Origin of the sequence: Halobacteriovorax sp. RZ-2 (genome assembly GCF_043196685.1) — a bacterium.
GTDB lineage: Bacteria > Bdellovibrionota > Bacteriovoracia > Bacteriovoracales > Bacteriovoracaceae > Halobacteriovorax_A.
In genome coordinates, this window is record NZ_JBEBMR010000002.1 from 46,753 (window position 1) to 66,713 (window position 19,961).

Genomic DNA, 19,961 nt, shown 5'->3' on the forward strand with positions numbered 1-19,961 from the left:
CGAAAAAACACGAGGTTTCTAATGAAGATAGTTAAACTTTTATTAATGTTATTAACACTTTCTGTATTTGCTAATGATAAAGGCCTAGAGATTGCTAGGAAAATGGATCAAGCGAATAAGGGTTATATTGGTGACACGTCAACGATGGAGCTTGTCCTAGTTGATTCAAGTGGTGTTGAAATTATCCGCGAAATGCTAGGGGCATCAGGGGAATTTGATGGTGTTGATAAGAGCTTAATGGAGTTTAAAAAACCATTAGATGTTAAGGGAACTAAGCTACTTACTTGGACATGGAAAAATGAAAAAGATGATGACCAATGGCTTTATCTTCCGTCTTTAAAGAGAGTTAAGAAAATCAATTCACGCTCAAAGGGGAGCTCATTCATGGGTTCTGAATTCTCGTTTGAGGATATCGGTGGTCAAACAATTGAAAAATACAATTATAAATATCTAAAAGATGACAAGGTTGCAGGACAAAAAGTTTGGGTACTTGAAAGAGTTGCAAAGGCAAAGAGTTCTTACTCTAAGGTAGTTCTTTATGTTTCTCAAAAGTACTTAGCACCAGTTAAGTCAGAGTATTACAACAAAAGAAATGAACATATAAAAACTTCTACAATGGATGACTTCAAATCTTACACTGTTGGTAAGAGAAAGATGTGGCGTGCTAATAAAATTCTTATGCTAAATCTTAACAATAAGAAGCAGTCGATTTTTAAGTGGAAGAATAGAGTTATTGGTAAGGCCGTTAATGAGAATGATCTTACTAAGAGGAAGTTAAAGTAAATTGAAAACACTAATATACGGATTAATCACAGGTGCACTTACTCTATCAAGTCTTAGCTCTCTAGCTGATGGTAGAGGAGAGGTTTCATTAAACTTTAGAGGTTATGTTGATGATGCTCAAACTCTTTTAGGAGAGGATCAACCAAATGAACTGGCCTTTGTTAAAGTTGCTCTAGAAGATAGAGGTGACTGGAGCGGATGGGAGTATAATCTTTCTCTTATCGGCCGTGCTGATGAGAAGTACCAAGACAATAGCTATGTTGACTTCAATGAGTTTAATATTGGCCGTAGTTTTGGGAATTGGCAGGCATCAGTTGGTCAGCATATGTTTATGTGGTCACGTCTTGAAGCATATCACGTTGTGGATGTTATCAATTCTCGTATCAACGACGGTAATATTGAGAGATTTGAAAAACTTGGTGAAACTTCTGTTGTTCTAAGTCACTACACAAGTATTGGGACGATGAAGTTTATCTATATGCCATATTTTAAAGAAGGTTTCTATCCTGATTCTAAAATGAGAATCTTTGATGGCCTTAGTCCTCAAAAACAAAATGTTGTTAAAGGTAATAAGATAACGGACTCAGACGAAGATAATCAATTTGATCAATTCGCAGTTTACTATGCTCATCAGTTTGGTGATCTAGACTTAACTGTCTTTGCAATGGATCATATCGATCGTACTAGACCTATCTTTGCAGCTGCATCAGTACCGGATCTTTTAGCAGGAAATATCAATGCGTATTATCTTGATGTTGCTGATTATGGTACCGCTGCTACTTATTTTTGGGGTGAGCAAACATTTAAATTTGAATACCTTTATTCAGACTTTAACGTAAATGATTCGGTATCAATTATTGATTATACTGGTGGTCAAAGAGAGATCTTTAATTATCAACTAGCTTCTATTGGCCATGAGTATACTTATAATTACGATAATAATTGGAGTTCAGGGTTCTATACTGAATACCAGCGTGTTCTAGGTGTTGGTAAGGATAAGAGAAGCCAAGCTCAAATCTTTCAAAATGATCTTTTTATTGGTCATCGCCTAGCTCTAAACGACGCGTACTCTAATGAGTTTATGCTAGGTCTTTATATTGACCTTGAAAGAGCGGGGGAGACTCTATACTACTTAAGTTATGAGCGTCGCCTAAACAATGCTTGGAAGATGAAGTTAAATTTCCGTGGAGTGACTATCGGAGATGATGCAAAAGCTGATAATCGCGGACTGTACGTCCTTGATGGGGATGATGAGTTTGGCGTTACATTAACGAGATTCTTTTAGAGCTAATATAACCGAAAGCCGCGCCTGCGGCTAGCTTTCTCGTATCACATTCATCTGTGCGCCAAAGCTTGCCGTCGGGCAACCTTTGATCGCACGATGTTACTCTTGTCCAAGAACAACGAATTTATACTGTTGAAACCCTGCCTCAGCAGCAGTGTGCATAAGCTTCTTAACATAGTTATACTTCAACGACTTATCAATGACGAGATTCACAATACCCGAGAACTTTTTCGCATTAGGTGTCATTTTTGTAAGGTCATCAATTTCTTTCTTCTTAGCAACGAGCTCGTTATAAAGTGGAACAATAAGCTTCCCACCTTGAGAGTAGAGTTGTCCTTTGAAAGTCTCAGTATTAAGGACTTCTTTATCATCAACCCAAACGATCTTTGTCGAAACCTGAACAACAACACCTTGCTCATTGATAGACTTTGAAGCAGAGTGTGGGATTGTAATATCTTTTGGAATATTAAGAATTACACCTGTTGTATCATAGCTTCGAATTAGGAATACAAGAAGAATAACAAGAATGTCGAGAAGGGAAGTGATATCAATATCAAATGGTTCCTTCTTTCTTCTAATTCCTCTATTTCTAATTGAACGATTTCTCATAATAAACCTGATTCTTTATTTCTACGACTGCGTATCGCCAAAAATAATATTGTTAAATAGCTCAAGAACTTTTACGTCCTGTCCATCTCTCTTTGTCCAAACTTCTGGGTCTGTTTTCTTGATATCGCGAACAGCATCCATAATCTTAATTAATTCTTCGTAAGAGATATTTGCATTAGGGATGAAAATAACTTCCTTTTCATCCACATATCTCTTCTTAAGATCAATTAACTTTTCTCTTAGTTTGAATAGATCGTACTCACCATCAGCTGTTTTACCGGCCGTGAAAATACGTCTCTCATTTGGCCCGGAGTGAAGAGTGATATTACTCGTGTTAATCTTTAGAGTTAGGTCTAATCTTTCTTTTTGCTTCTTTGGTGGAGTTGAGTTTGAAATGATAGGAACATCAGAACCAATCTCATAAATTCTCACAAAGTTTGCAGACATTAAAAGAAAGAAGATAAAGATGAAGACCGAATCTAAAATTGGAATTAGATTCAGTCTCTCAACTTTCTTATTCTTATATTTTCGACTCGGCTTTCTATACATAATTACTTACTTTCTTCTGTATTTAAGATGTCCATTAATTTAACTGAATACTCATCGATCTCATTGATGATCTTCTCTGACTTTGAACTTAGGAAAGCGTGAATGATCATGATTGTGATAGCAACTAGTAGACCTAGGAATGTTGTGTTCATCGCTTGTGAAATACCTTTTGCAAGAAGCTCTGCTTTTTGCGTAGGGTCTGCAGCAGCAACGGCCGCAAATGAAGCGATTAGACCTTGGATCGTTCCCAGTAGTCCAAATAGTGTTGAGATATTTGCAATTAGCTGTAGGTAGTTAAGTCTTAGCTCTACTTTTGGAATGACTTCTAAAGCTGTTGCATCGATTGCATTTTGAATTTGCTCTGGTTTAGCAGAAGCTCTTTCAAGTCCACTTCTTAATACCTTTGGTAGGGCAGCGCTTGATCCTGAACATACACGTGAGGCACCCTCAACATCATTTGCCATAATATAGCGACGAAGTTCATTCATAAATGAAGCCCCATCAACATCAAATTTAAAGCTTAGTTTAAAGAATCTTTCTAATCCAATAGCTAGACCTACTGCCCAGATAAAGAGAATGATCCACATGAAGATTCCACCGTTTTGAAAAAAAGCAGCGATCGTGTTTACCGATGATACAGCTGTGCCTTCCATTTATAGCTCCTTAAAATTATGTACTAACTTAAGAATATTTTAACTCATATTCGCGTCAAGCACTTGATTTTAAAGACTTGGAATAAACTGCCGATTCTTTCTCGTAATTCTTTAGTAATTTTGAGGGAAAACTTGGCGCTCAATTCCCTCTATAAAAGTGTGAATAATTTTAATATGCATTTCTTGAATACGATCAGAAAGATCTGCTTCAATAACGATAGGGAAGTCCACAAGATCCTTCATTTTTCCACCGCCTTTTCCAAGAAGACCGACAACTTTCATCCCTTTTTCATGAGCTGATTTTACGGCCTCAAGACAATTTGGTGAATTACCTGAAGTTGAGATGGCAAGAAGGACATCTCCTTTGTGTCCATGGGCCTCAACATATTTTGAAAAGATATATTCAAAACCATAGTCGTTGGCCACACATGTGATATGAGAAGAGTCGGCGATAGCAATAGCTGGCATTGCTGGGCGATCTTTACGAAAACGTCCTGTTAGTTCTTCTGCGAAGTGCATAGCATCGCACATTGAACCACCATTTCCACAACTAATAACACGTCCTCCACCTTTTATGGCCGTAACCATTTCATTAATCGCTTTCTCCATAGTGGCGAAGTTTTCTTCGTTAGCGATAAATTTTGTTAGAGTTTCTTGTGCGTGATTAAATGCGTGGGAAATAAAATTAGACATAAATTCCTTCTCAAAAAAGAAAAGCCTCTATCGTAGAGGCTTTTATTACATAAGTTCTTCTAAAGACTTCTTAATTTCTTCTTTTGTTTGAACACCAACTAGAGTCTTCGTTGCTTGACCGTCTTTAAAGAAGATCATTGTTGGGATCCCTCTAATTCCGTATTGTTGAGCAAGTTCTCCGTTGTCATCAACGTTCACTTTTAAGATTGTTGCAGTTTCACCAATTTCTGATGCTACTTCGTCAAGTACTGGTCCAAGTGTTTTACAAGGTCCACACCACTCTGCCCAGAAGTCTACTAGAACTGGCTTCGCGCTTTTTAGTACATCAGATTCAAAATTTGTTACGTCAGTTTTACCAACAGTACTCATATAATTATCCTCCAGAGCGTATGTGCTCTATTTAGTCTCAGTCTAAAGTTATATATTAAAATCCTATTTTTGGCTATTAATCAAAGTCTATTGACTGATAGAGAAGTTAAGCATTTCTTTAGTTAATATCTATTGTTTGGACTAGGTGCAAAAAATGCCTTGTTTTCTAATAAAATTCATAGGATAAGATAGTTATATGGATAGAAAGTACCTTTTAAAGTCGGCCATTAAGGTTGCACGTTATTCACGCATACTCGCTAAGGCAATTGACCTTTTTATTGTCGTAGTCTTGTCTCTATTCTTATATCCAATTGGTATTCTTCTTTCTATCGTCTATCTAACTTTTGCTGACTCAATTCAAAATGGACAGTCTGTTGGTAAGAAGTTTATCGGCTTTAGAGTAATTTCTTTAGTTGATGGAACACCTTGTTCACTTAAGCAAAGCTTTATTAGAAATCTCCCTTTTATTATTCCATTAGTATTTGCCATCATTCCTGTAGCAGGTTGGTTTATGGCCGTCATTGTAGGAATTCCAATTGTGGGGATAGAGTTATATCTTCTCTATAAGCTTGATTCGGGGCATCGCTTAGGTGATGTTATGGCCGACACTACTGTTATGGCAAATGATGATACAATGCTTGCAATTAAGAAGCGTAAAACAAATTGGTTTGAAGACCAGGGGACTCAGGCCTAGGCAAAAACAGTATTGATAATCTCTTCTAAATTAGATTTATCAATTTCATTGAAGCTTGCAAGTGAATCGCTATCAACATCAAGAACTGCAATTAATTTTTTATTTTCAAAAACCGGAATAACAATCTCTGACTGACTCTTTGGGTCACAAGTGATGTGGTTGGCAATTGCATGAACATCTTCAACGATTTGTGTTTCAAGAAGTTGAGCAGCAGTTCCGCAAACCCCCTTACCAAAAGGGATGCGAAGACAGCCAAGAGTTCCTTGGTATGGGCCAACGACAAGCTCTTGTTCTTTATTTGGGTCAACCATGTAGAACCCGCACCAGTAATAATGGGGAAATGCCTGTTTCAAAACACAAGAGATTGTGGCCATTTTTGCAATTGTGCTACTTTCGCCTTCACAAATAGCAAAGATATCTCGCTTTACTCTAGTATAAATTTCGATCTTTTGTGCATTGTCCATAATCGATTCTCCACATTAATCATTAACAGATTCAACATAATTGGCTAGATTTATAGCATAAATTGGAGATTATATGTCAAAGAAAAGATTAATCGTCGTCGACGTCAGTAACTTTATATTCCGTGCATTTTTTGCAATTCGTTCAATGAATGCGCCAGACGGAACACCTGTTAACGCCACTTATGGTGTGCTTTCAATGCTATTGAAAATCATGGCCAATTATAGGCCAACTCATATGCTTCTTGCTCGCGATACTTCGGGCGGATCTTTTAGAAATGAACTTTATGATCAGTATAAGGCCAATCGTTCTGAGCCACCTGAAGAACTTGTCCCTCAGTTTGCACTCATTAAAGAACTTATCGACAAGATGGGTCTTCTCAATGTTGCAAATGAAACATATGAGGCCGACGATATTATTGGCTCAACTGTTGTTCAATGGAAAAATGACTTTGATGAAATCCTAATTGCCTCAGGTGATAAGGACCTTATGCAATTTGTTGGTGACAATATTAAGATGCTCGATACGATGAAGGATGTTACTTACGACGAAAAAGGTGTCTTTGAAAAGATGGGGGTACGCCCAGATCAAATCGTTGATTACTTATCAATGGTGGGGGACACGTCGGATAATATTCCTGGAATGCGTGGTATTGGTGCAAAGGGAGCTGCAAAGTTACTTGCAGAGCATGGAACTCTTGAGAAGTGTTTTGAAGTTTCAGATACATTTAAAGGTAAGAAATTAACAACTGCTTTCACTGAACATGTTGAGGATGCAAAGCTCTCAAAAGAACTAATTAAAATTGTTACAGATATTGATTTAGAATGTAAGGCAGAAGATTCTGAGATTAAGTTCTATCCTTCAGAGGAACTTCTAACTTTTCTAAAAGACCTTGGTATGAATTCAATGATTAAGAGAATGGAAGATCTTAAATACCAACTTTCTATTGCTAATGGTGAGGAAGGGGAAGGTGAAGAGCTGGCATCTCCATTTGAACATAAGGTTACGACTCTTGAGGAATTTAAGACGATTATTAAAGATCAAATGGCACTTGCAGTTCAAACAGAGTTTGATAGTGAAGATATTCATGCTCGTAATCTTGTAGGATTAAGTATTTCATTTGATGATAATAATTCTTACTTTGTCGAAGTTAATGATTCTAATGAAAAAGAATTACTAGAGTTAATCTGGGGTATTGAGTCGAGAGAAGTATATAGTGAACACTCAAAACGTGACTACTCTCACTTACTTCGACGTGGACTAGAGTTTAAGGCCAAGAATTTTGATGTTACTTTGGCCCACTATAATGTAAGCCCAAGTACGAGACATAATCTTGAAGTTATCGCATCTAATGTAAATGTAAAGGTAACGACTCTTGATAAGAAGACTCCTTTTATTACCTCTCTTGAAACGAGTGAAGATAAGGCATCTTATTCGGGCCTAAGATCAATTGCAGTCTTTAGGCTTGCAAATCATTTAAAAGAAGAGCTTAAGGAAAAAGAACTCGTTAGTGTTTATGAAGATATCGACAATAAGCTTATTCCAATCTTAGCTGAAATGGAGTTCGAAGGTGTGCACTTAAATAAAGAATACCTTTATGAAATGGCAAAAGATCTGCAAGAGTCTTTAGATAAAATTCAAAAGAAAGTTGATTCATATTCAATGAATGACACTATTAATTTGAATTCTCCAAAACAAGTAGGGGAGTTCTTATTTAATGAGTTATCATTCCCTGTTGTTAAGAAAACGAAAACAGGTTACTCAACGGATTCTTCTGTACTAGAAGAGCTTGATTCAAAAAATATTAATGAGGTCCCAGGTTTAATTCTTCAGTATCGTGAATTAGGAAAGATTCTTTCGACATACGTGAAGGCCCTTCCTGAAATCGTAAATCCTAAAACAGGAAAGGTTCATACAAGCTTTAATCAGCACGTTGCTCAAACTGGTCGACTTTCAAGTGTGAATCCGAACCTACAGAATATTCCAATTCGTTCTGAAACAGGACGACTTGTGAGAAAGGCATTTATAGCAACACCTGGTAACTTACTTTTAGCTGCCGATTATTCCCAAGTAGAACTTAGAATCCTTGCTCACTACAGTGAAGATCCAACAATGATTAAGGCATTCAATGAGGACAAGGATATTCACGCACAAACGGCAAGTGAAATTAATGGCATTGCTCTTGAGGAAGTTACAAGTGATGAGCGTTCAAAGGCAAAGGCCGTAAACTTTGGTCTTATGTATGGACAGTCTTCATTCGGTTTAGCTTCGGCCCTTAAAATTTCAAGAAAAGATGCTAAGGCCTATATTGAAAAATACTTTGAGAGATTTTCAAAGATCAAAGGCTTCTTAGATGGACTTAAGGAAGATGCTGAGAAAACAGGTTATTCAATTACAATGTATGGAAGAAAGAGGTTCCTTCCAGATATTCATTCTAATAATCGCACAGTCAAAGCAAATGCTGAGCGAATGGCAATTAACTCGCCAATTCAAGGGACTGCGGCTGATATCATCAAGTGTGCAATGATTAATATCGATGCAGAAATGAAGAAGCGTGGACTAAAGTCTAAAATGATTCTTCAGGTACACGATGAGCTTATCTTTGATGTTCTTGAGTCAGAGCTTGATGAAATGAAGACTCTTGTCAAAGAAGGCATGGAAAACGTCGTCGAATTAAAAGTTCCACTAAAAGTCGATCCTGCATTTGGTGTTAACTGGTACGATCTAAAATAATTGTGCAGTATATATTTCCTCTCCGCAGTAAATAAGCTCTGGAGAGGAAAATGTATCAGCATATCCTCTTCTAAAAAAAATAATTGCATCGTGCTTATTCGGGCACAAATCTTTATAAAGTAATTTCTTAATTTCCATGGAGCGACTTGAGACAAGATCATAGGGAGAGTTGTAGTTGATTGAGATAAAATCTGCTGTGTAAAGGTAAGTGATAAACTCATCAAGAGTTATCAATTCATTTGGATGAAGATAGGTTGTTATATTATTGAATATAAATGTAGAATTAACTGAGTCAGAAAAACATTCATCACAAATAGCTTCTTCAATAACGTCTGAGCTTTGGCCATCAAGACAACCAATATTAGAACACTCTAGGTGTAGCTCTTTTGTAAAATCTTGTGTCCAAATAATATTAACACTTAATGCATAAGCACTAATAACTGGTAAGAAAAATAATAGTATTATTGCTCGCATGATGAAAATAACCTCGCAAAATTTTGCTCCACCCTAACAGTTAAATCATTTTTACATTCTCTGACTTTAAATTTGTAACCATTAACAACTCTCTTTGAGGCGAATATTGTTAAGTTTTTCTCAAGAACTGCCTCTACAGCTAGTTTCTCATCTTGATTACTTAAACAGTGGTTTCCATTTAAAAGAGTCGAACGGCACCTCTTAGGAATCTCACCAAAGCGTTGATATGTAGTTTTAAGTTTTTCTAAGTCTAGCTCCCATCTTCTAGGGATATTATCAAAATCAGTTAGGCCCTTGTATAAGCTATATAAAGCTCTTGCTACATAGAAGAAAGGTCCAAGTTTTGAATTAAAATAAGTAAGTGTATTTGAAATACCTTCAAAGTTGATTCGACAAGCAGCACATGCCGCTCTACGTGTTGGGTCTTGTGAAGACACATCTGAGCCACTATTGGCAATGACGTCACCACCGCTACGATCAAAGCAAGCACCAACAGAGATGCCTCTGAAATGATATAAATTCGTTGGACTCTTAGTACTACCTGTAATTGAGAGGGCACAAGGAACTCCAATTAATGGCCCAAATTCAGTAATTAGTTCAACGTTAACTTTTGATTTTTCATAGTCTTTATTAAATTCAATTTGGCCATCTTTAATCATCTTATTAAAAGAAGTGACGTAGCCAGGTGTTAGGCTCACTCTTGTATATAGAACACCTGGTGTGAAGAAACTCATCAGTCCCTGGCCAATATCTGACACAAATTGAGTCATGACTTGCTTTGTCTTAAAATAAGGATCATATACCTTGCAAGAGACACGATCTGCGTATGGATTAAATAAGTCTGCTGAAGCTTGTGAAAACTTCGCCTTCCAGAAGAGATCACCATAGTAGCTTGCACGAGAAGTTTCAATAATATTGATAATAGATTTTCTTAAGCAATGACTTATTGAGCGACAAATAATGTCTCCATTCTCATACGTTATAAAATCTTGTGAGAGAGCATCACTCTCGTAGTGCTTTTCTGGAAATGTTTCAAAAGTTTTTGCTGCTCTGGTCTTATCGATATACCACTGATGAAAACCTTCGTATTCGATATCAAATTCATCATTCCAAATATTCTTTTGATCTAGACTCTTACAGTAGGCACGTGTTTCATCCATTAGGGACTTATAATAATCGATAACATCATCATAAGGCTTCTTTGAAAAAATAAGGTCAAGGTTATCGATGAGATCTGTTCCTTTTAGGCCTTCAATATGCTTCTTTGTAAAACTAAAGATATCATCCGAGATAACAGAAGCTTCTGCACATAAGTAATAAAGATCATTTTTGATCGTATTACCATCTAGATTTCTAAAATAAAATGCGAGCTGTTCTTTAACTTCTTCTGGCCTAAGGCGATTTCTCACGAGGGAGAAAAAAGTTAATGAATCAATAAGTTTATTTTTAACGTAGTTCTTAGTTTGAGTCTGATTCTTGAATATATGCTCTATCCACTTATCAGCATCGTTATACGAGGCGATATCGAGAATATCCTGATTGACACTGGCAAATGGATCTTTAAGTAGGTCATTTTGAACCCCCTCTGAAATAGGCGCTAAGATGTCGAGCTCTAGAGCATCCTTTTCAAAATTCTTGCGAGAGAACTCTCTAAATGAGTTTTCTGCGAGTCTCTTGTTATTACAAGTAGGAATGATATCGCTCTTACATCCACTCGGAGAAAAGAGTATATAATCTTGGGTATTCGAATTTCTAATGATTTGTTCGTACTTAGAGTTTTCAACTTTCAAATTCTTCATTGCCCAAGCGAAATAGAGTTTCATTGAGTTCCAATAATCAAATCCAACTTCTTTTTCCCAATATCTTTCTTTGATCCCCTCGATATCAAACTGGTAACCAGAGACTTGTAGGTTATCAATCTGGTCGATATCTTCTAAGCGACAATCAGATACTCTTTCATCTAAATCTAATAACTCTTGTGCGATACGGTTAAGGTCTTGAACTGATGGTTTTTGGCCGAAAAGATTTGCTTGTAGTGGACCAAATTTCTTTATCCTAATGCACTTAAACGTTTCATTTTTTTTGACATATTTTTTCTGAATATAATTACTATCTTCAAAGCTATCATATAGTCGATGTTTTAACTTATGAGAGCTTGTCCAGAGGGCATCCATGTAATTATTGAGTTTTGGACACTCTAGCTTGCCATAACACTCTTTTAAGATCTTTTGATACTTGACGGGAATATTGTTTTCACTATCTAGGTAGGGGAGAAGTGGGAGTTCTTGATGAACTAGCTTTTGATGAATTTCATAAAGAAGTCGAGTTACTTTATTTCGATAGTCCCTAATTAATTCTTTAATTACTTTTGTTTTGTCTTGGCCTGTTCGATTTGCCAAGCGATATGCTGCTTTGGCCGGAATCGTGTTATTTAAGAAAACAAACATTGATGTTGTTGGTTTCTTAGAATCGATTGCACAGGATGCACGGTTATTTAAGTCGATTGTTGTCAGCGGAGTAATCAAGTCATTTAGTTCTTGATGTTGCCAATCATGCCATTTGATTTTCGCATGGGCGGTAAAAGTAATTAAAAATAGAAATAAAAAACCTCTCATCATAGAGAGGTTTTATAACTTAGAATTTTTCTTAACAATTAAAGAAAAGCTTAATTTTTTTAGCTTCCGCCATTTCCATTACAGTTGCTTGATTTCCCAATGATCGTTGTGTAGAAAAGAATCATTGCTTCGTCAGCAGGAGTGAAACCACGGCGTGTATTACCATCTGTGTCAAGTAGGCCATACATATAACGGTTAATAGCAATATAAACAGACTTAGGTACCTTAATACGTTGAGTACACTTACCGTTGTAGTATCTAACGTTAACTCCCCAGTATTCTCCGTTAATTTGTCCACCGTATCCTCCAGTGTAGATATTAACTCCACTTCCAGCTTGTTGATTCATTCCTTCACCGATGTTGAATCCAACTTCAAAACCAGCAAATTTGTTTTCAGTTGAGAAGAGAGTACATTCTCCTTTTCGACATGAAACTTTAATGTCTTCTTCAATTCTTAATAGGATTTCTTCATTTGAAAATTTTTCAAATTCGAATTGATCCTCTCCGCTACCAAACATATCATCAACATCATTTGCGAAAGTCGTGCTTGTAAACATTAATAACAAAATCATCAGTAATTTCTTCATTGTTTCCCCTTTGCTATATATAGCTACTAAAAATCAATATCCCCAAAATCATCATCACTGTCATCATCCGTTGGGTCTTTCCCTGGAGGAGTACAAGTAAAGTATGGTGCTGTATAGTTGTTAACTGTTTTATTATCTTGAAGGTTAGCCTCTTTTTTATATTCTAAAACTTCTGAAATTAGCTCTCCTGTTTTCTCGTCTTGAGTTACCTTGAATTTTAATTTTAGCCTTAGCATGTGATCTTTCATCAGGACACATGATCCGTTTATACAGTAGTCTGAAAAGTATGGAGGCCATACCGGATCATCAAAAACACGGCTAATTGAGTTAACAGTGTTCTTTACGCCAAGGTGACTATTACCTGTAAACTTAATTGCATCGAATACAGGGTAGCTAGGAAGTGATTTTAAAACTTCAACTTTTGAAAAAGGTGAAATTTCTCCAATTGTTCTCCCTTCTCTGTTAATGGCCGGGATTGTTGTTGGACGTAAGTTTAAGCGAGACTTAATACGTCCTTTGAACATCATGAAGTTGTATTCTTGATCATCAAGGATAACTTCTAGTTCATAGTCCTTACCAACTTCAAAATAATTAGAAGTAATTTGTGTACCAATACCATTTATTAAACCTGTCCAATTCGCTGGAGCGATTCCTCCATCAAACCAAGAAGTAACATAGTGTTTTTTTCCATTGCCAGCTAGTTGTGTAAGAACAAACTCTGCGGCAATTGGTTGAGTATAATTACATGGAGCTGTACACGGCTTTCCTTGTTCACATTTTTTCTCGCATGTATTTCTTACGAATAATGGAACACCAAAGTATGCGCTATTCTTTGTATCTTTCGATGTTGTCAGATAGAGCTTCCCAAGTTGAATGTCATTTACAGGCCACTTGATTGGAAACTTTGGCTCATCTGGCTCAATTGTTTTATTTACTGCTAAGATTCCTTCTGGTGATTGATTTAACCTTAGCTTAAAGTCTTTTACATACTTTAAGTCTGGTGAGCGCCCTGTTGCATCCCCTGAAACATAGATACCAATTGATGCCAATATATCTTGTAATTCAAATTCGTTTTCTGTGTAGAAATCATTTGTTAAACAAGCCTCATTAATAATTGGTTTAATGATGTAGGCTGAGTCAGTGCTTGGTTTAAAGAAACAGTAGTATCCTTGAAACCTTGCTTTATTTTTGTCAATTCTGGTGACTTTACAACCTGACTGAGTTTTTGGAAATTCAATACCAGACTCCGCAACATCATTTACTTCAAATTCGAGGCATCGATTCATGATACGACGACGTTTTAGTAGACGTTGTTCTCTCTCGTCTTTAGTTGTTCCATTTATGTTTTCAAGATTTTCGATACGGCAGAAATCTTTTGAGCCGTAAGTAACCTTGTCATTAATACTGTATGTAAGGAATTTATCTGTTAGAACGTAGTTCTCAATTCCTACTGTAATCATTGTGTAGTGATTATTTGATGCCGCAGTCAAGCAGTTTGAAGCAAGTATATTTGGCATTTCTTCTCTTTTCGTTCCTGAGTCGTCGTAGATATACAGACCTTTACTGAGTGGAGAAATAGAAATGTTAATATTCTTTGGTGCAGATGCAACTAAGCACGCAAGAGTATTAAATGTTAAAAATAATAGTATTAAGCCCCTGTAAATCATATTTCCCCCGCACATCTCTTCACTTAGTAAAGGCAGGGTGGTAAACCACCCTGCAGTATTTAAAGATTTTGATTAATAGTCGTAGTCGTGATCGTGACCTTGAATATTAGTGATAGCTGTATCAGTACAGATGTTTGCAGCTTGCATTTTCCATCTTCTGAACTTATCAACAGTTTTGTGAGCATATCTTGCATTCTCTTCGAATTCGTAACGAACAACACAACCTTTTAGGTCAGCTGCTGCAAAACGCTTGAAGAATTCAACAACAGAGTTTGAAGATAGGTCAATTTGAGCAGAAGGGTTTCCTGATCCACCGTAAACTTGAACATAGTCTCCATCTTTGTCTTTACAGAAGATTCCAGACTTAACAGCAAGTCTTGCTGCTGATTGGTAACTTTCTTCTGACCAGATAGTGTCATCTTCACCTAGATCCCAGTGGTCGCTAGTGTTTGAACCAGCAAGATCTGTTACTGTTACTTTTCTTTCGAATTTGTAAAGTGGGTTGTCGATGCTACCAAATGATTCTGGCATACCTACTACGTAGTCATCTCTGATTTCATCTGGAACGATGAAGTCAAATCTGTCTTCTGTAGACTCTGTTAGGTAGTCTGGTTTTTGTCCGTAGTCGATTTGTGTTGCACGGAAACAGATGTCAACAAAGTACTTCGCACCATACATTTCTGAACCAAGGTTGAAAGATAGTTCTTTAAGTCTTTTGCTGAATTGATCATTTTGATCAATTAGAGTGTGGTAGTTATACTCACCAGCTGTTTTCTCAACTGAGTATCTGAAGTTAGAACGATCACCATGATCTTTCCACTTCGTGATTTTACCACGTACTGTATCTAGTGTGTTTTCATTTCTTCCATCTAGATCACCAGCACATACACAATCACAATTTGTTCCATCTGGTCCACAGTCTTGGCCTCCGCCGCCACCGTTGTAACCACCGTTACCACCTTCAGCGATTAGACCTTCTAGGAATGGATAACCACCATGTCCACCTCTTGATCCAGGGTCACATGATCTTAATGTTTTCGGATTGTAGCAGAAAACACCTCTGTGCTTCTTGTGCTTTAAACCAGCGTTACATGGATAGATTGATGCTCCCGAAGAATAAACATCAAAGTCGAATTGAACTCTCGCCGCTTGCGTCGAGAAAGCTCCCATAAAAAGAGCCGAAGCTAGTAGTAATTTTTTCATTACCCTCTCCTTTTTAGTTAGGTTGTTAGACAAAAAATATTGATGGATAAATTTGTAGCAACCGAATTTTTGAAAGTCGAGAGGGGTCAAGGGTGGAAGGCCTGAATTTGTACTTAATTAACCGGCTTTTAAGAAAAGGTTAACTGTTGGCTTCGTTTTCTTTTGATTCTGTTATCTGATAACCGAATTGTTTTACGATATCTTTTGGTGTGAGAATACCAATGATTCTTTTTTCGTCAAGTCTCGAAACGACCGGTAGACGGGAGATTTGGAATCTTTTTAATCTGTGAAGAGCAATATATAAACTTTGATCTGGATAGATTTTTATAATTTTTTTCTCGCAGAATTGTTCAATTCTTATGTCGCCATTTCCTTTTGCAAGTTGAACTCTAAGCTCTGATGTTGACATCATTCCAAGTAATCTTCCATTTTTTAAAACAGGAAAACCTTGAAGATCTGGATTGTATTTTTGAATGTCTTTTAGCGTTTCATTAACTGTTAAAGTGGCACCGTATGTAACGATATCTTTTATCATTGCATCTTCAACATGAAGTTGATCAAGCACTTCTAAATCATCACGTGTTGGTAAGTGAATTCCATCTTGTGCAGAAATTTGTTCGTAGATTGATTCATTCTCTGTCGGTTTAGAAGAGAGCATATAGGCGATGATATTTGCAATCATCAGTGGCAGAATAATATTGTAGTCTCTCGTTAACTCAAACACGATTAGGATAGAAGTAAATGGAGCACGAATAACTGTTACAAAGAATGCTCCCATTCCAACAAGTGCATACGCACCAGTATTCGTCGTAATTTCTGGAAAGAAAACACTTGCAAGGGAACCAATTAAACTTCCTAGTGTTGCTCCCATTAAAAGTGTTGGCATGAAAAGACCACCAGAAATTCCGGCCGAGTAACATAGAGATGTTGCTAGGAATTTTAAACAAAACATTAAGAATAAAACTTTCGGATCGAGAATAAGTGAAAGTAATGTGTCTTCTAAAGTTCCGTGTCCACTTCCAATAACACTTGAGTGAACTTGAGTCATCAATGCAATGATTAGAAAAACAATCATCATATAAGTTAGCTTGTGACTCTTCATATGTTTTCGATTGAATTCTCTAAAGGCCAAAACAGACTTCATCCAAAGTGGGCCAATGAAAGCGCAACTTATTCCTATGAGTAAATAGAAAAGAAGTTCACGATGATCGTGCATCTTATAATAAAGTTGCTCAAACATGTGATGCTGTCCTGTAAGCATTTGCCCTGTAATTGATGCCACAACTGATGAGATAACAATTGAACCAAGAACTTTGGCATTAAGATCACCAACGACTTCTTCTAATGTAAAAACAACTGCTGAAATAGGAGTTGCAAATGCAGCCGCAATTCCGCCCGCTGCTCCAACTGCAACAAGGGCCTTTACTCGCTTCTTTGAAATATGAAATGAATAACCAAGCCAAGAGGCGACACCTGAGGCAATGGTAACGGTTGGCCCTTCTCTTCCAAGAGAGACACCTGAACCAAGTGCAAGCAGAGTTGTCACAGCTTTAGCAAAAGTATCTTTTAAACTAATTCTTCCGTGATCAACAACAAGGGCCGCGCGAACTTTTGGGATACCTGATCCTTCAGAGAAAGGAAATTTACGAGTTGTTAGCCAACCAGATATAAAGAGAGCTGCTCCTCCAAGAAGGACTGATTGCCATGTAAATGTTGTATCTGTTTGAAGGATTTGTTGAATCCAGTGAACACCTTTTTGTAGACCGACGGCGATAAGAGCTGATGTAACACCTGTAATGAGCGTAAGGACAAAAAATGTTCTTTCCTCTGCGGCTTCATTTTGCAGGAATTTACCTAAAAGTTTTTCATTAAACTTTAGTTTCATATGCTAATTATCGGAGCGACTCCTTATAAAGATAAGTTAACTGGCTAATTTTTTTGGAATATCTCACAGTTTTAAGCTTCCGTGAAGGATAATTTTGCTTTGCGCTAAGATAAATGTGAAAAAATATGATTTTTTCGCTTTGGCAGACCTTGACATGTATCCGTTCACTACCACCTTGTGTATAAATAATTAGTAATTAAATAAAAAATGTATTTAACTGGAGGATTTATGCAAGTTAAACCATTACAAGATAGAGTTTTAATCAAAAGAATTGAAAATGAAACAAAGACAGCTGGTGGAATTTATATTCCAGATAACAACTCTGAAAAGCCAAGTGAAGGTGAAGTTATTGCAGTTGGGCCAGGATATCGTCTAGATAATGGATCAGTTGCTGAACTGGCAGTGAAAGAGGGTGACAAGGTTCTTTTTGGTAAGTACGCCGGAAGTGAAGTTAAGCTTGATGGTGTTGAATATATTATTATGAAAGAATCAGATATTTTAGGAATTTTAGTTTAATCAAATTGATTAATAGATAGGAGATAAAAATGGCAAAAGAATTAAAGTACTCAGAAGAAGCAAGAGGACTAATCTTAGAAGGTGTAAATCAACTAGCGAATGCTGTTAGAGTTACTCTAGGGCCTAAAGGTAGAAACGTAGTTATCCAAAAATCATTTGGTGCTCCACACATCACTAAAGATGGTGTTTCTGTTGCAAAAGAAATTGAACTAGAAAATAACTTTCAAAATATGGGCGCTCAAATGGTTAAAGAAGTTGCTCAAAAGACAAACGAAGATGCAGGTGACGGTACGACAACTGCAACAGTTCTTGCTCAAGCAATTTATACTGAAGGTGCTAAGCTTGTAACTGCAGGTCACAACCCAATGGATCTTAAAAGAGGGATTGATACAGCTGTAGAAAAGATCGTTTCTGAACTAAGAACTGTAGCTAAAGAAATCAAGACTAATGAAGAGATCGAGCAAGTTGGAACTATTTCAGCTAATAATGATAAAGAGATCGGAACTCTACTTGCTGAAGCAATGGATAAAGTTGGAAAAGATGGTGTTATCACTATTGAAGAGTCAAAGACTGCAGAAACAACTCTAGATGTTGTTGAAGGGATGCAATTTGACCGTGGTTACCTTTCTCCATACTTTGTAACTAATTCAGAAAAAATGGAAGTTTCATTTGATAATGCAAATATCCTAATTACTGATAAGAAAGTTTCTAATATGAAAGAGCTTCTTCCAATCCTTGAAAAAGCTGTTCAAACTTCAAGACCACTTCTAATCATCGCTGAAGATGTAGAAGGTGAGGCGATCACTACTCTTGTTGTTAACAAGCTAAGAGGAACATTAAACGTTGCTGCTGTTAAGGCTCCAGGTTTTGGTGATAGAAGAAAAGAAATGCTAAAAGATATCGCTGCACTTACTGGTGGTACTGTGATTTCTGAAGAGCTTGGAATGAGCCTTGAGACTGCTGCTCTTGAGCACCTAGGTTCTGCTAAGAAAATCTCTATTGATAAAGAAAATACAACGATCGTTGATGGTGCAGGTGATGAAACAGCTGTTGAAGCACGTGTTTCTCAAATCAAAGCACAAATTGCGGAAACAACTTCAGACTACGATAGAGAAAAATTACAAGAAAGACTTGCTAAGCTTTCTGGTGGTGTAGCTGTTGTTAACGTTGGTGCTCCAACTGAAACAGAAATGAAAGAAAAGAAAGATCGTGTTGAAGATGCACTAAACGCAACAAGAGCCGCTGTTGAAGAAGGTATTGTTGTTGGTGGTGGATCTGCTCTTGTAAAAGCAGCTCAAGTTCTAGCTGATCTAAAAGCAAATAGAGAAGAAGAAATGCACGGAATTAAAATCGTTCAAAGAGCTGTAGAGGCTCCACTAAGACAAATTGCAACTAATGCAGGCCTTGAAGGTTCTGTTGTTGTTAACGAAGTGAAGAAGAACGAAGATGCAAAATACGGATTTAACGCTCGTGACGAAAGATACGAAGATCTAATCGCTGCAGGTATCATTGATCCTGTTAAGGTTACTCGTTCAGCTCTTCAAAACGCTGCTTCAGTTGCAGGTCTTATGCTGACAACTGAAACAATGATTGCTGATATTCCTAAGGAAGACGGTCCAGCGATGCCTCCAATGGGTGGCGGAATGGGCGGAATGCCTGGAATGATGTAGCCTTTTGAGCATAGCTCAAAAGTCTAATCAGCCAGGCAGTATGCCTGGTAAGCGACCGCGAAATTGACTGGCTAAGGCCAGTCTATTGTTCGCGGCGCTAGGCCCCCAATCTTTAGCTAAAAAACTATTTCAACAAGCCGGGTTCAAGCCCGGCTTTGTTGTCTCAGGAGCAATGGGAAAGCAACTGCAATGAAAGAGCGGCACTTTCACGAAGTGAAAGTTAGCAGCAGACTTTCTAACATGACCGAAACACGCGAGCTTCGCTCTGTGTTTCTTGAGTCACATTCATCTCTACTTCAAAACTGCCCGTTGGGGCACTTTTGCCGCAGGATGTTCACGAAGTGCAAGTTAGCAACAGACTCTCTTATGGAAAAAGCCAACTCTTCAAGGCGCCAATTTCCAAACCCAATCCGTCTTACTCTTATAATTTTCAACCGCTTACACCGCTTATCTTTAGTAAATAAAGTATTTTAATCGAATTCCGATATAATATTTATTACGAAAGAGTTCACTT

Annotated in this window: 18 protein-coding genes; 6 read left to right on the top strand and 12 right to left on the bottom strand. The window is 37.2% G+C overall.

Annotated features, from left to right (window positions below; genetic code table 11):
• Positions 1 to 21: 21 nt before the first annotated feature.
• Together ABMA78_RS06260 and ABMA78_RS06265 are read left to right on the top strand one after the other, a co-directional pair.
• Positions 22 to 783, top strand: coding sequence for an outer membrane lipoprotein-sorting protein (locus ABMA78_RS06260; protein ID WP_392858100.1), 762 nt, complete (start codon positions 22 to 24; stop codon positions 781 to 783).
• A gap of 1 nt (position 784) precedes the next feature.
• Positions 785 to 2,068, top strand: coding sequence for a hypothetical protein (locus ABMA78_RS06265; RefSeq protein WP_392858102.1), 1,284 nt, complete (start codon positions 785 to 787; stop codon positions 2,066 to 2,068).
• 99 nt (positions 2,069 to 2,167) lie between these two features.
• On the opposite strand, the gene ABMA78_RS06270 is transcribed toward ABMA78_RS06265, so the two are convergent.
• The 5 genes from ABMA78_RS06270 to trxA all read right to left on the bottom strand — a co-directional run bounded on the left by ABMA78_RS06270 (position 2,168) and on the right by trxA (position 4,941).
• Complete coding sequence (locus ABMA78_RS06270) at positions 2,168 to 2,677, bottom strand: biopolymer transporter ExbD (protein ID WP_392858103.1); 510 nt, start codon at positions 2,675 to 2,677, stop codon at positions 2,168 to 2,170.
• 21 nt (positions 2,678 to 2,698) lie between these two features.
• Positions 2,699 to 3,226 (bottom strand): ExbD/TolR family protein, encoded by a 528-nt coding sequence (locus tag ABMA78_RS06275; RefSeq protein WP_392858104.1) that lies wholly within the window; start codon positions 3,224 to 3,226, stop codon positions 2,699 to 2,701.
• A 2-nt stretch (positions 3,227 to 3,228) separates the two neighbouring features.
• Positions 3,229 to 3,879 (bottom strand): MotA/TolQ/ExbB proton channel family protein, encoded by a 651-nt coding sequence (locus tag ABMA78_RS06280; protein WP_021268125.1) that lies wholly within the window; start codon positions 3,877 to 3,879, stop codon positions 3,229 to 3,231.
• 111 nt (positions 3,880 to 3,990) lie between these two features.
• Entirely contained in the window at positions 3,991 to 4,572 is a 582-nt protein-coding gene (gene gmhA / locus ABMA78_RS06285; protein ID WP_392858107.1) for a D-sedoheptulose 7-phosphate isomerase, read from the bottom strand.
• A 45-nt stretch (positions 4,573 to 4,617) separates the two neighbouring features.
• Positions 4,618 to 4,941, bottom strand: a complete 324-nt coding sequence (trxA, locus tag ABMA78_RS06290) for a thioredoxin (RefSeq protein WP_103217620.1) — start codon at positions 4,939 to 4,941, stop codon at positions 4,618 to 4,620.
• A 196-nt stretch (positions 4,942 to 5,137) separates the two neighbouring features.
• On the opposite strand from trxA, the gene ABMA78_RS06295 reads away from it, so the two are divergent.
• Entirely contained in the window at positions 5,138 to 5,635 is a 498-nt protein-coding gene (locus ABMA78_RS06295) for an RDD family protein (RefSeq protein WP_392858109.1), read from the top strand.
• Here the strand turns inward: ABMA78_RS06295 and ABMA78_RS06300 are convergent.
• A complete protein-coding gene (locus ABMA78_RS06300; protein ID WP_392858111.1) occupies positions 5,632 to 6,099 on the bottom strand; it encodes a GAF domain-containing protein in 468 nt (155 codons plus the stop codon). The two genes, ABMA78_RS06295 and ABMA78_RS06300, sit on opposite strands and share 4 nt — an antisense overlap.
• Before the next feature lie 73 nt (positions 6,100 to 6,172).
• Between ABMA78_RS06300 and polA the strand changes: the two genes are divergently transcribed.
• A complete protein-coding gene (gene polA, locus ABMA78_RS06305; protein ID WP_392858113.1) occupies positions 6,173 to 8,830 on the top strand; it encodes a DNA polymerase I in 2,658 nt (885 codons plus the stop codon).
• On the opposite strand, the gene ABMA78_RS06310 is transcribed toward polA, so the two are convergent.
• From ABMA78_RS06310 to ABMA78_RS06335, 6 genes are all read right to left on the bottom strand, one after another.
• A complete protein-coding gene (locus ABMA78_RS06310) occupies positions 8,822 to 9,304 on the bottom strand; it encodes a hypothetical protein (protein ID WP_392858115.1) in 483 nt (160 codons plus the stop codon). The genes polA and ABMA78_RS06310 overlap by 9 nt on opposite strands.
• Complete coding sequence (locus ABMA78_RS06315; RefSeq protein WP_392858117.1) at positions 9,292 to 11,922, bottom strand: hypothetical protein; 2,631 nt, start codon at positions 11,920 to 11,922, stop codon at positions 9,292 to 9,294. The genes ABMA78_RS06310 and ABMA78_RS06315 overlap by 13 nt, the downstream gene beginning before the upstream one ends.
• Before the next feature lie 56 nt (positions 11,923 to 11,978).
• Entirely contained in the window at positions 11,979 to 12,506 is a 528-nt protein-coding gene (locus ABMA78_RS06320) for a hypothetical protein (protein WP_392858118.1), read from the bottom strand.
• A gap of 26 nt (positions 12,507 to 12,532) precedes the next feature.
• Positions 12,533 to 14,173, bottom strand: coding sequence for a hypothetical protein (locus ABMA78_RS06325; RefSeq protein WP_392858120.1), 1,641 nt, complete (start codon positions 14,171 to 14,173; stop codon positions 12,533 to 12,535).
• Between the two features lie 72 nt (positions 14,174 to 14,245).
• Positions 14,246 to 15,376: a hypothetical protein gene (locus ABMA78_RS06330; protein WP_392858122.1), complete on the bottom strand. Its 1,131-nt coding sequence runs from the start codon at positions 15,374 to 15,376 to the stop codon at positions 14,246 to 14,248.
• Between the two features lie 139 nt (positions 15,377 to 15,515).
• A complete protein-coding gene (locus ABMA78_RS06335; protein WP_392858123.1) occupies positions 15,516 to 17,261 on the bottom strand; it encodes a chloride channel protein in 1,746 nt (581 codons plus the stop codon).
• 228 nt (positions 17,262 to 17,489) lie between these two features.
• Here ABMA78_RS06335 and groES point away from each other — a divergent pair, with 228 nt between their 5' ends.
• Positions 17,490 to 17,777 carry a co-chaperone GroES gene (gene groES, locus ABMA78_RS06340; protein ID WP_392858125.1) on the top strand — a complete coding sequence of 96 codons (288 nt, stop codon included), beginning with the start codon at positions 17,490 to 17,492 and terminating at the stop codon, positions 17,775 to 17,777.
• A gap of 29 nt (positions 17,778 to 17,806) precedes the next feature.
• Entirely contained in the window at positions 17,807 to 19,447 is a 1,641-nt protein-coding gene (gene groL, locus ABMA78_RS06345; protein WP_392858127.1) for a chaperonin GroEL, read from the top strand.
• Positions 19,448 to 19,961 lie beyond the last annotated feature (514 nt).

Bases quoted from the DNA above. Each gene is read 5' to 3' on its own strand.
- ABMA78_RS06260 (WP_392858100.1), top strand. From the start codon at position 22: ATGAAGATAGTTAAACTTTTATTAATGTTATTAACACTTTCTGTATTT.
- ABMA78_RS06270 (WP_392858103.1), bottom strand. From the start codon at position 2,677: ATGAGAAATCGTTCAATTAGAAATAGAGGAATTAGAAGAAAGAAGGAA.
- ABMA78_RS06275 (WP_392858104.1), bottom strand. From the start codon at position 3,226: ATGTATAGAAAGCCGAGTCGAAAATATAAGAATAAGAAAGTTGAGAGA.
- ABMA78_RS06280 (WP_021268125.1), bottom strand. From the start codon at position 3,879: ATGGAAGGCACAGCTGTATCATCGGTAAACACGATCGCTGCTTTTTTT.
- gmhA (WP_392858107.1), bottom strand. From the start codon at position 4,572: ATGTCTAATTTTATTTCCCACGCATTTAATCACGCACAAGAAACTCTA.
- trxA (WP_103217620.1), bottom strand. From the start codon at position 4,941: ATGAGTACTGTTGGTAAAACTGACGTAACAAATTTTGAATCTGATGTA.
- ABMA78_RS06295 (WP_392858109.1), top strand. From the start codon at position 5,138: ATGGATAGAAAGTACCTTTTAAAGTCGGCCATTAAGGTTGCACGTTAT.
- ABMA78_RS06300 (WP_392858111.1), bottom strand. From the start codon at position 6,099: ATGGACAATGCACAAAAGATCGAAATTTATACTAGAGTAAAGCGAGAT.
- polA (WP_392858113.1), top strand. From the start codon at position 6,173: ATGTCAAAGAAAAGATTAATCGTCGTCGACGTCAGTAACTTTATATTC.
- ABMA78_RS06310 (WP_392858115.1), bottom strand. From the start codon at position 9,304: ATGCGAGCAATAATACTATTATTTTTCTTACCAGTTATTAGTGCTTAT.
- ABMA78_RS06315 (WP_392858117.1), bottom strand. From the start codon at position 11,922: ATGATGAGAGGTTTTTTATTTCTATTTTTAATTACTTTTACCGCCCAT.
- ABMA78_RS06320 (WP_392858118.1), bottom strand. From the start codon at position 12,506: ATGAAGAAATTACTGATGATTTTGTTATTAATGTTTACAAGCACGACT.
- ABMA78_RS06325 (WP_392858120.1), bottom strand. From the start codon at position 14,173: ATGATTTACAGGGGCTTAATACTATTATTTTTAACATTTAATACTCTT.
- ABMA78_RS06330 (WP_392858122.1), bottom strand. From the start codon at position 15,376: ATGAAAAAATTACTACTAGCTTCGGCTCTTTTTATGGGAGCTTTCTCG.
- ABMA78_RS06335 (WP_392858123.1), bottom strand. From the start codon at position 17,261: ATGAAACTAAAGTTTAATGAAAAACTTTTAGGTAAATTCCTGCAAAAT.
- groES (WP_392858125.1), top strand. From the start codon at position 17,490: ATGCAAGTTAAACCATTACAAGATAGAGTTTTAATCAAAAGAATTGAA.
- groL (WP_392858127.1), top strand. From the start codon at position 17,807: ATGGCAAAAGAATTAAAGTACTCAGAAGAAGCAAGAGGACTAATCTTA.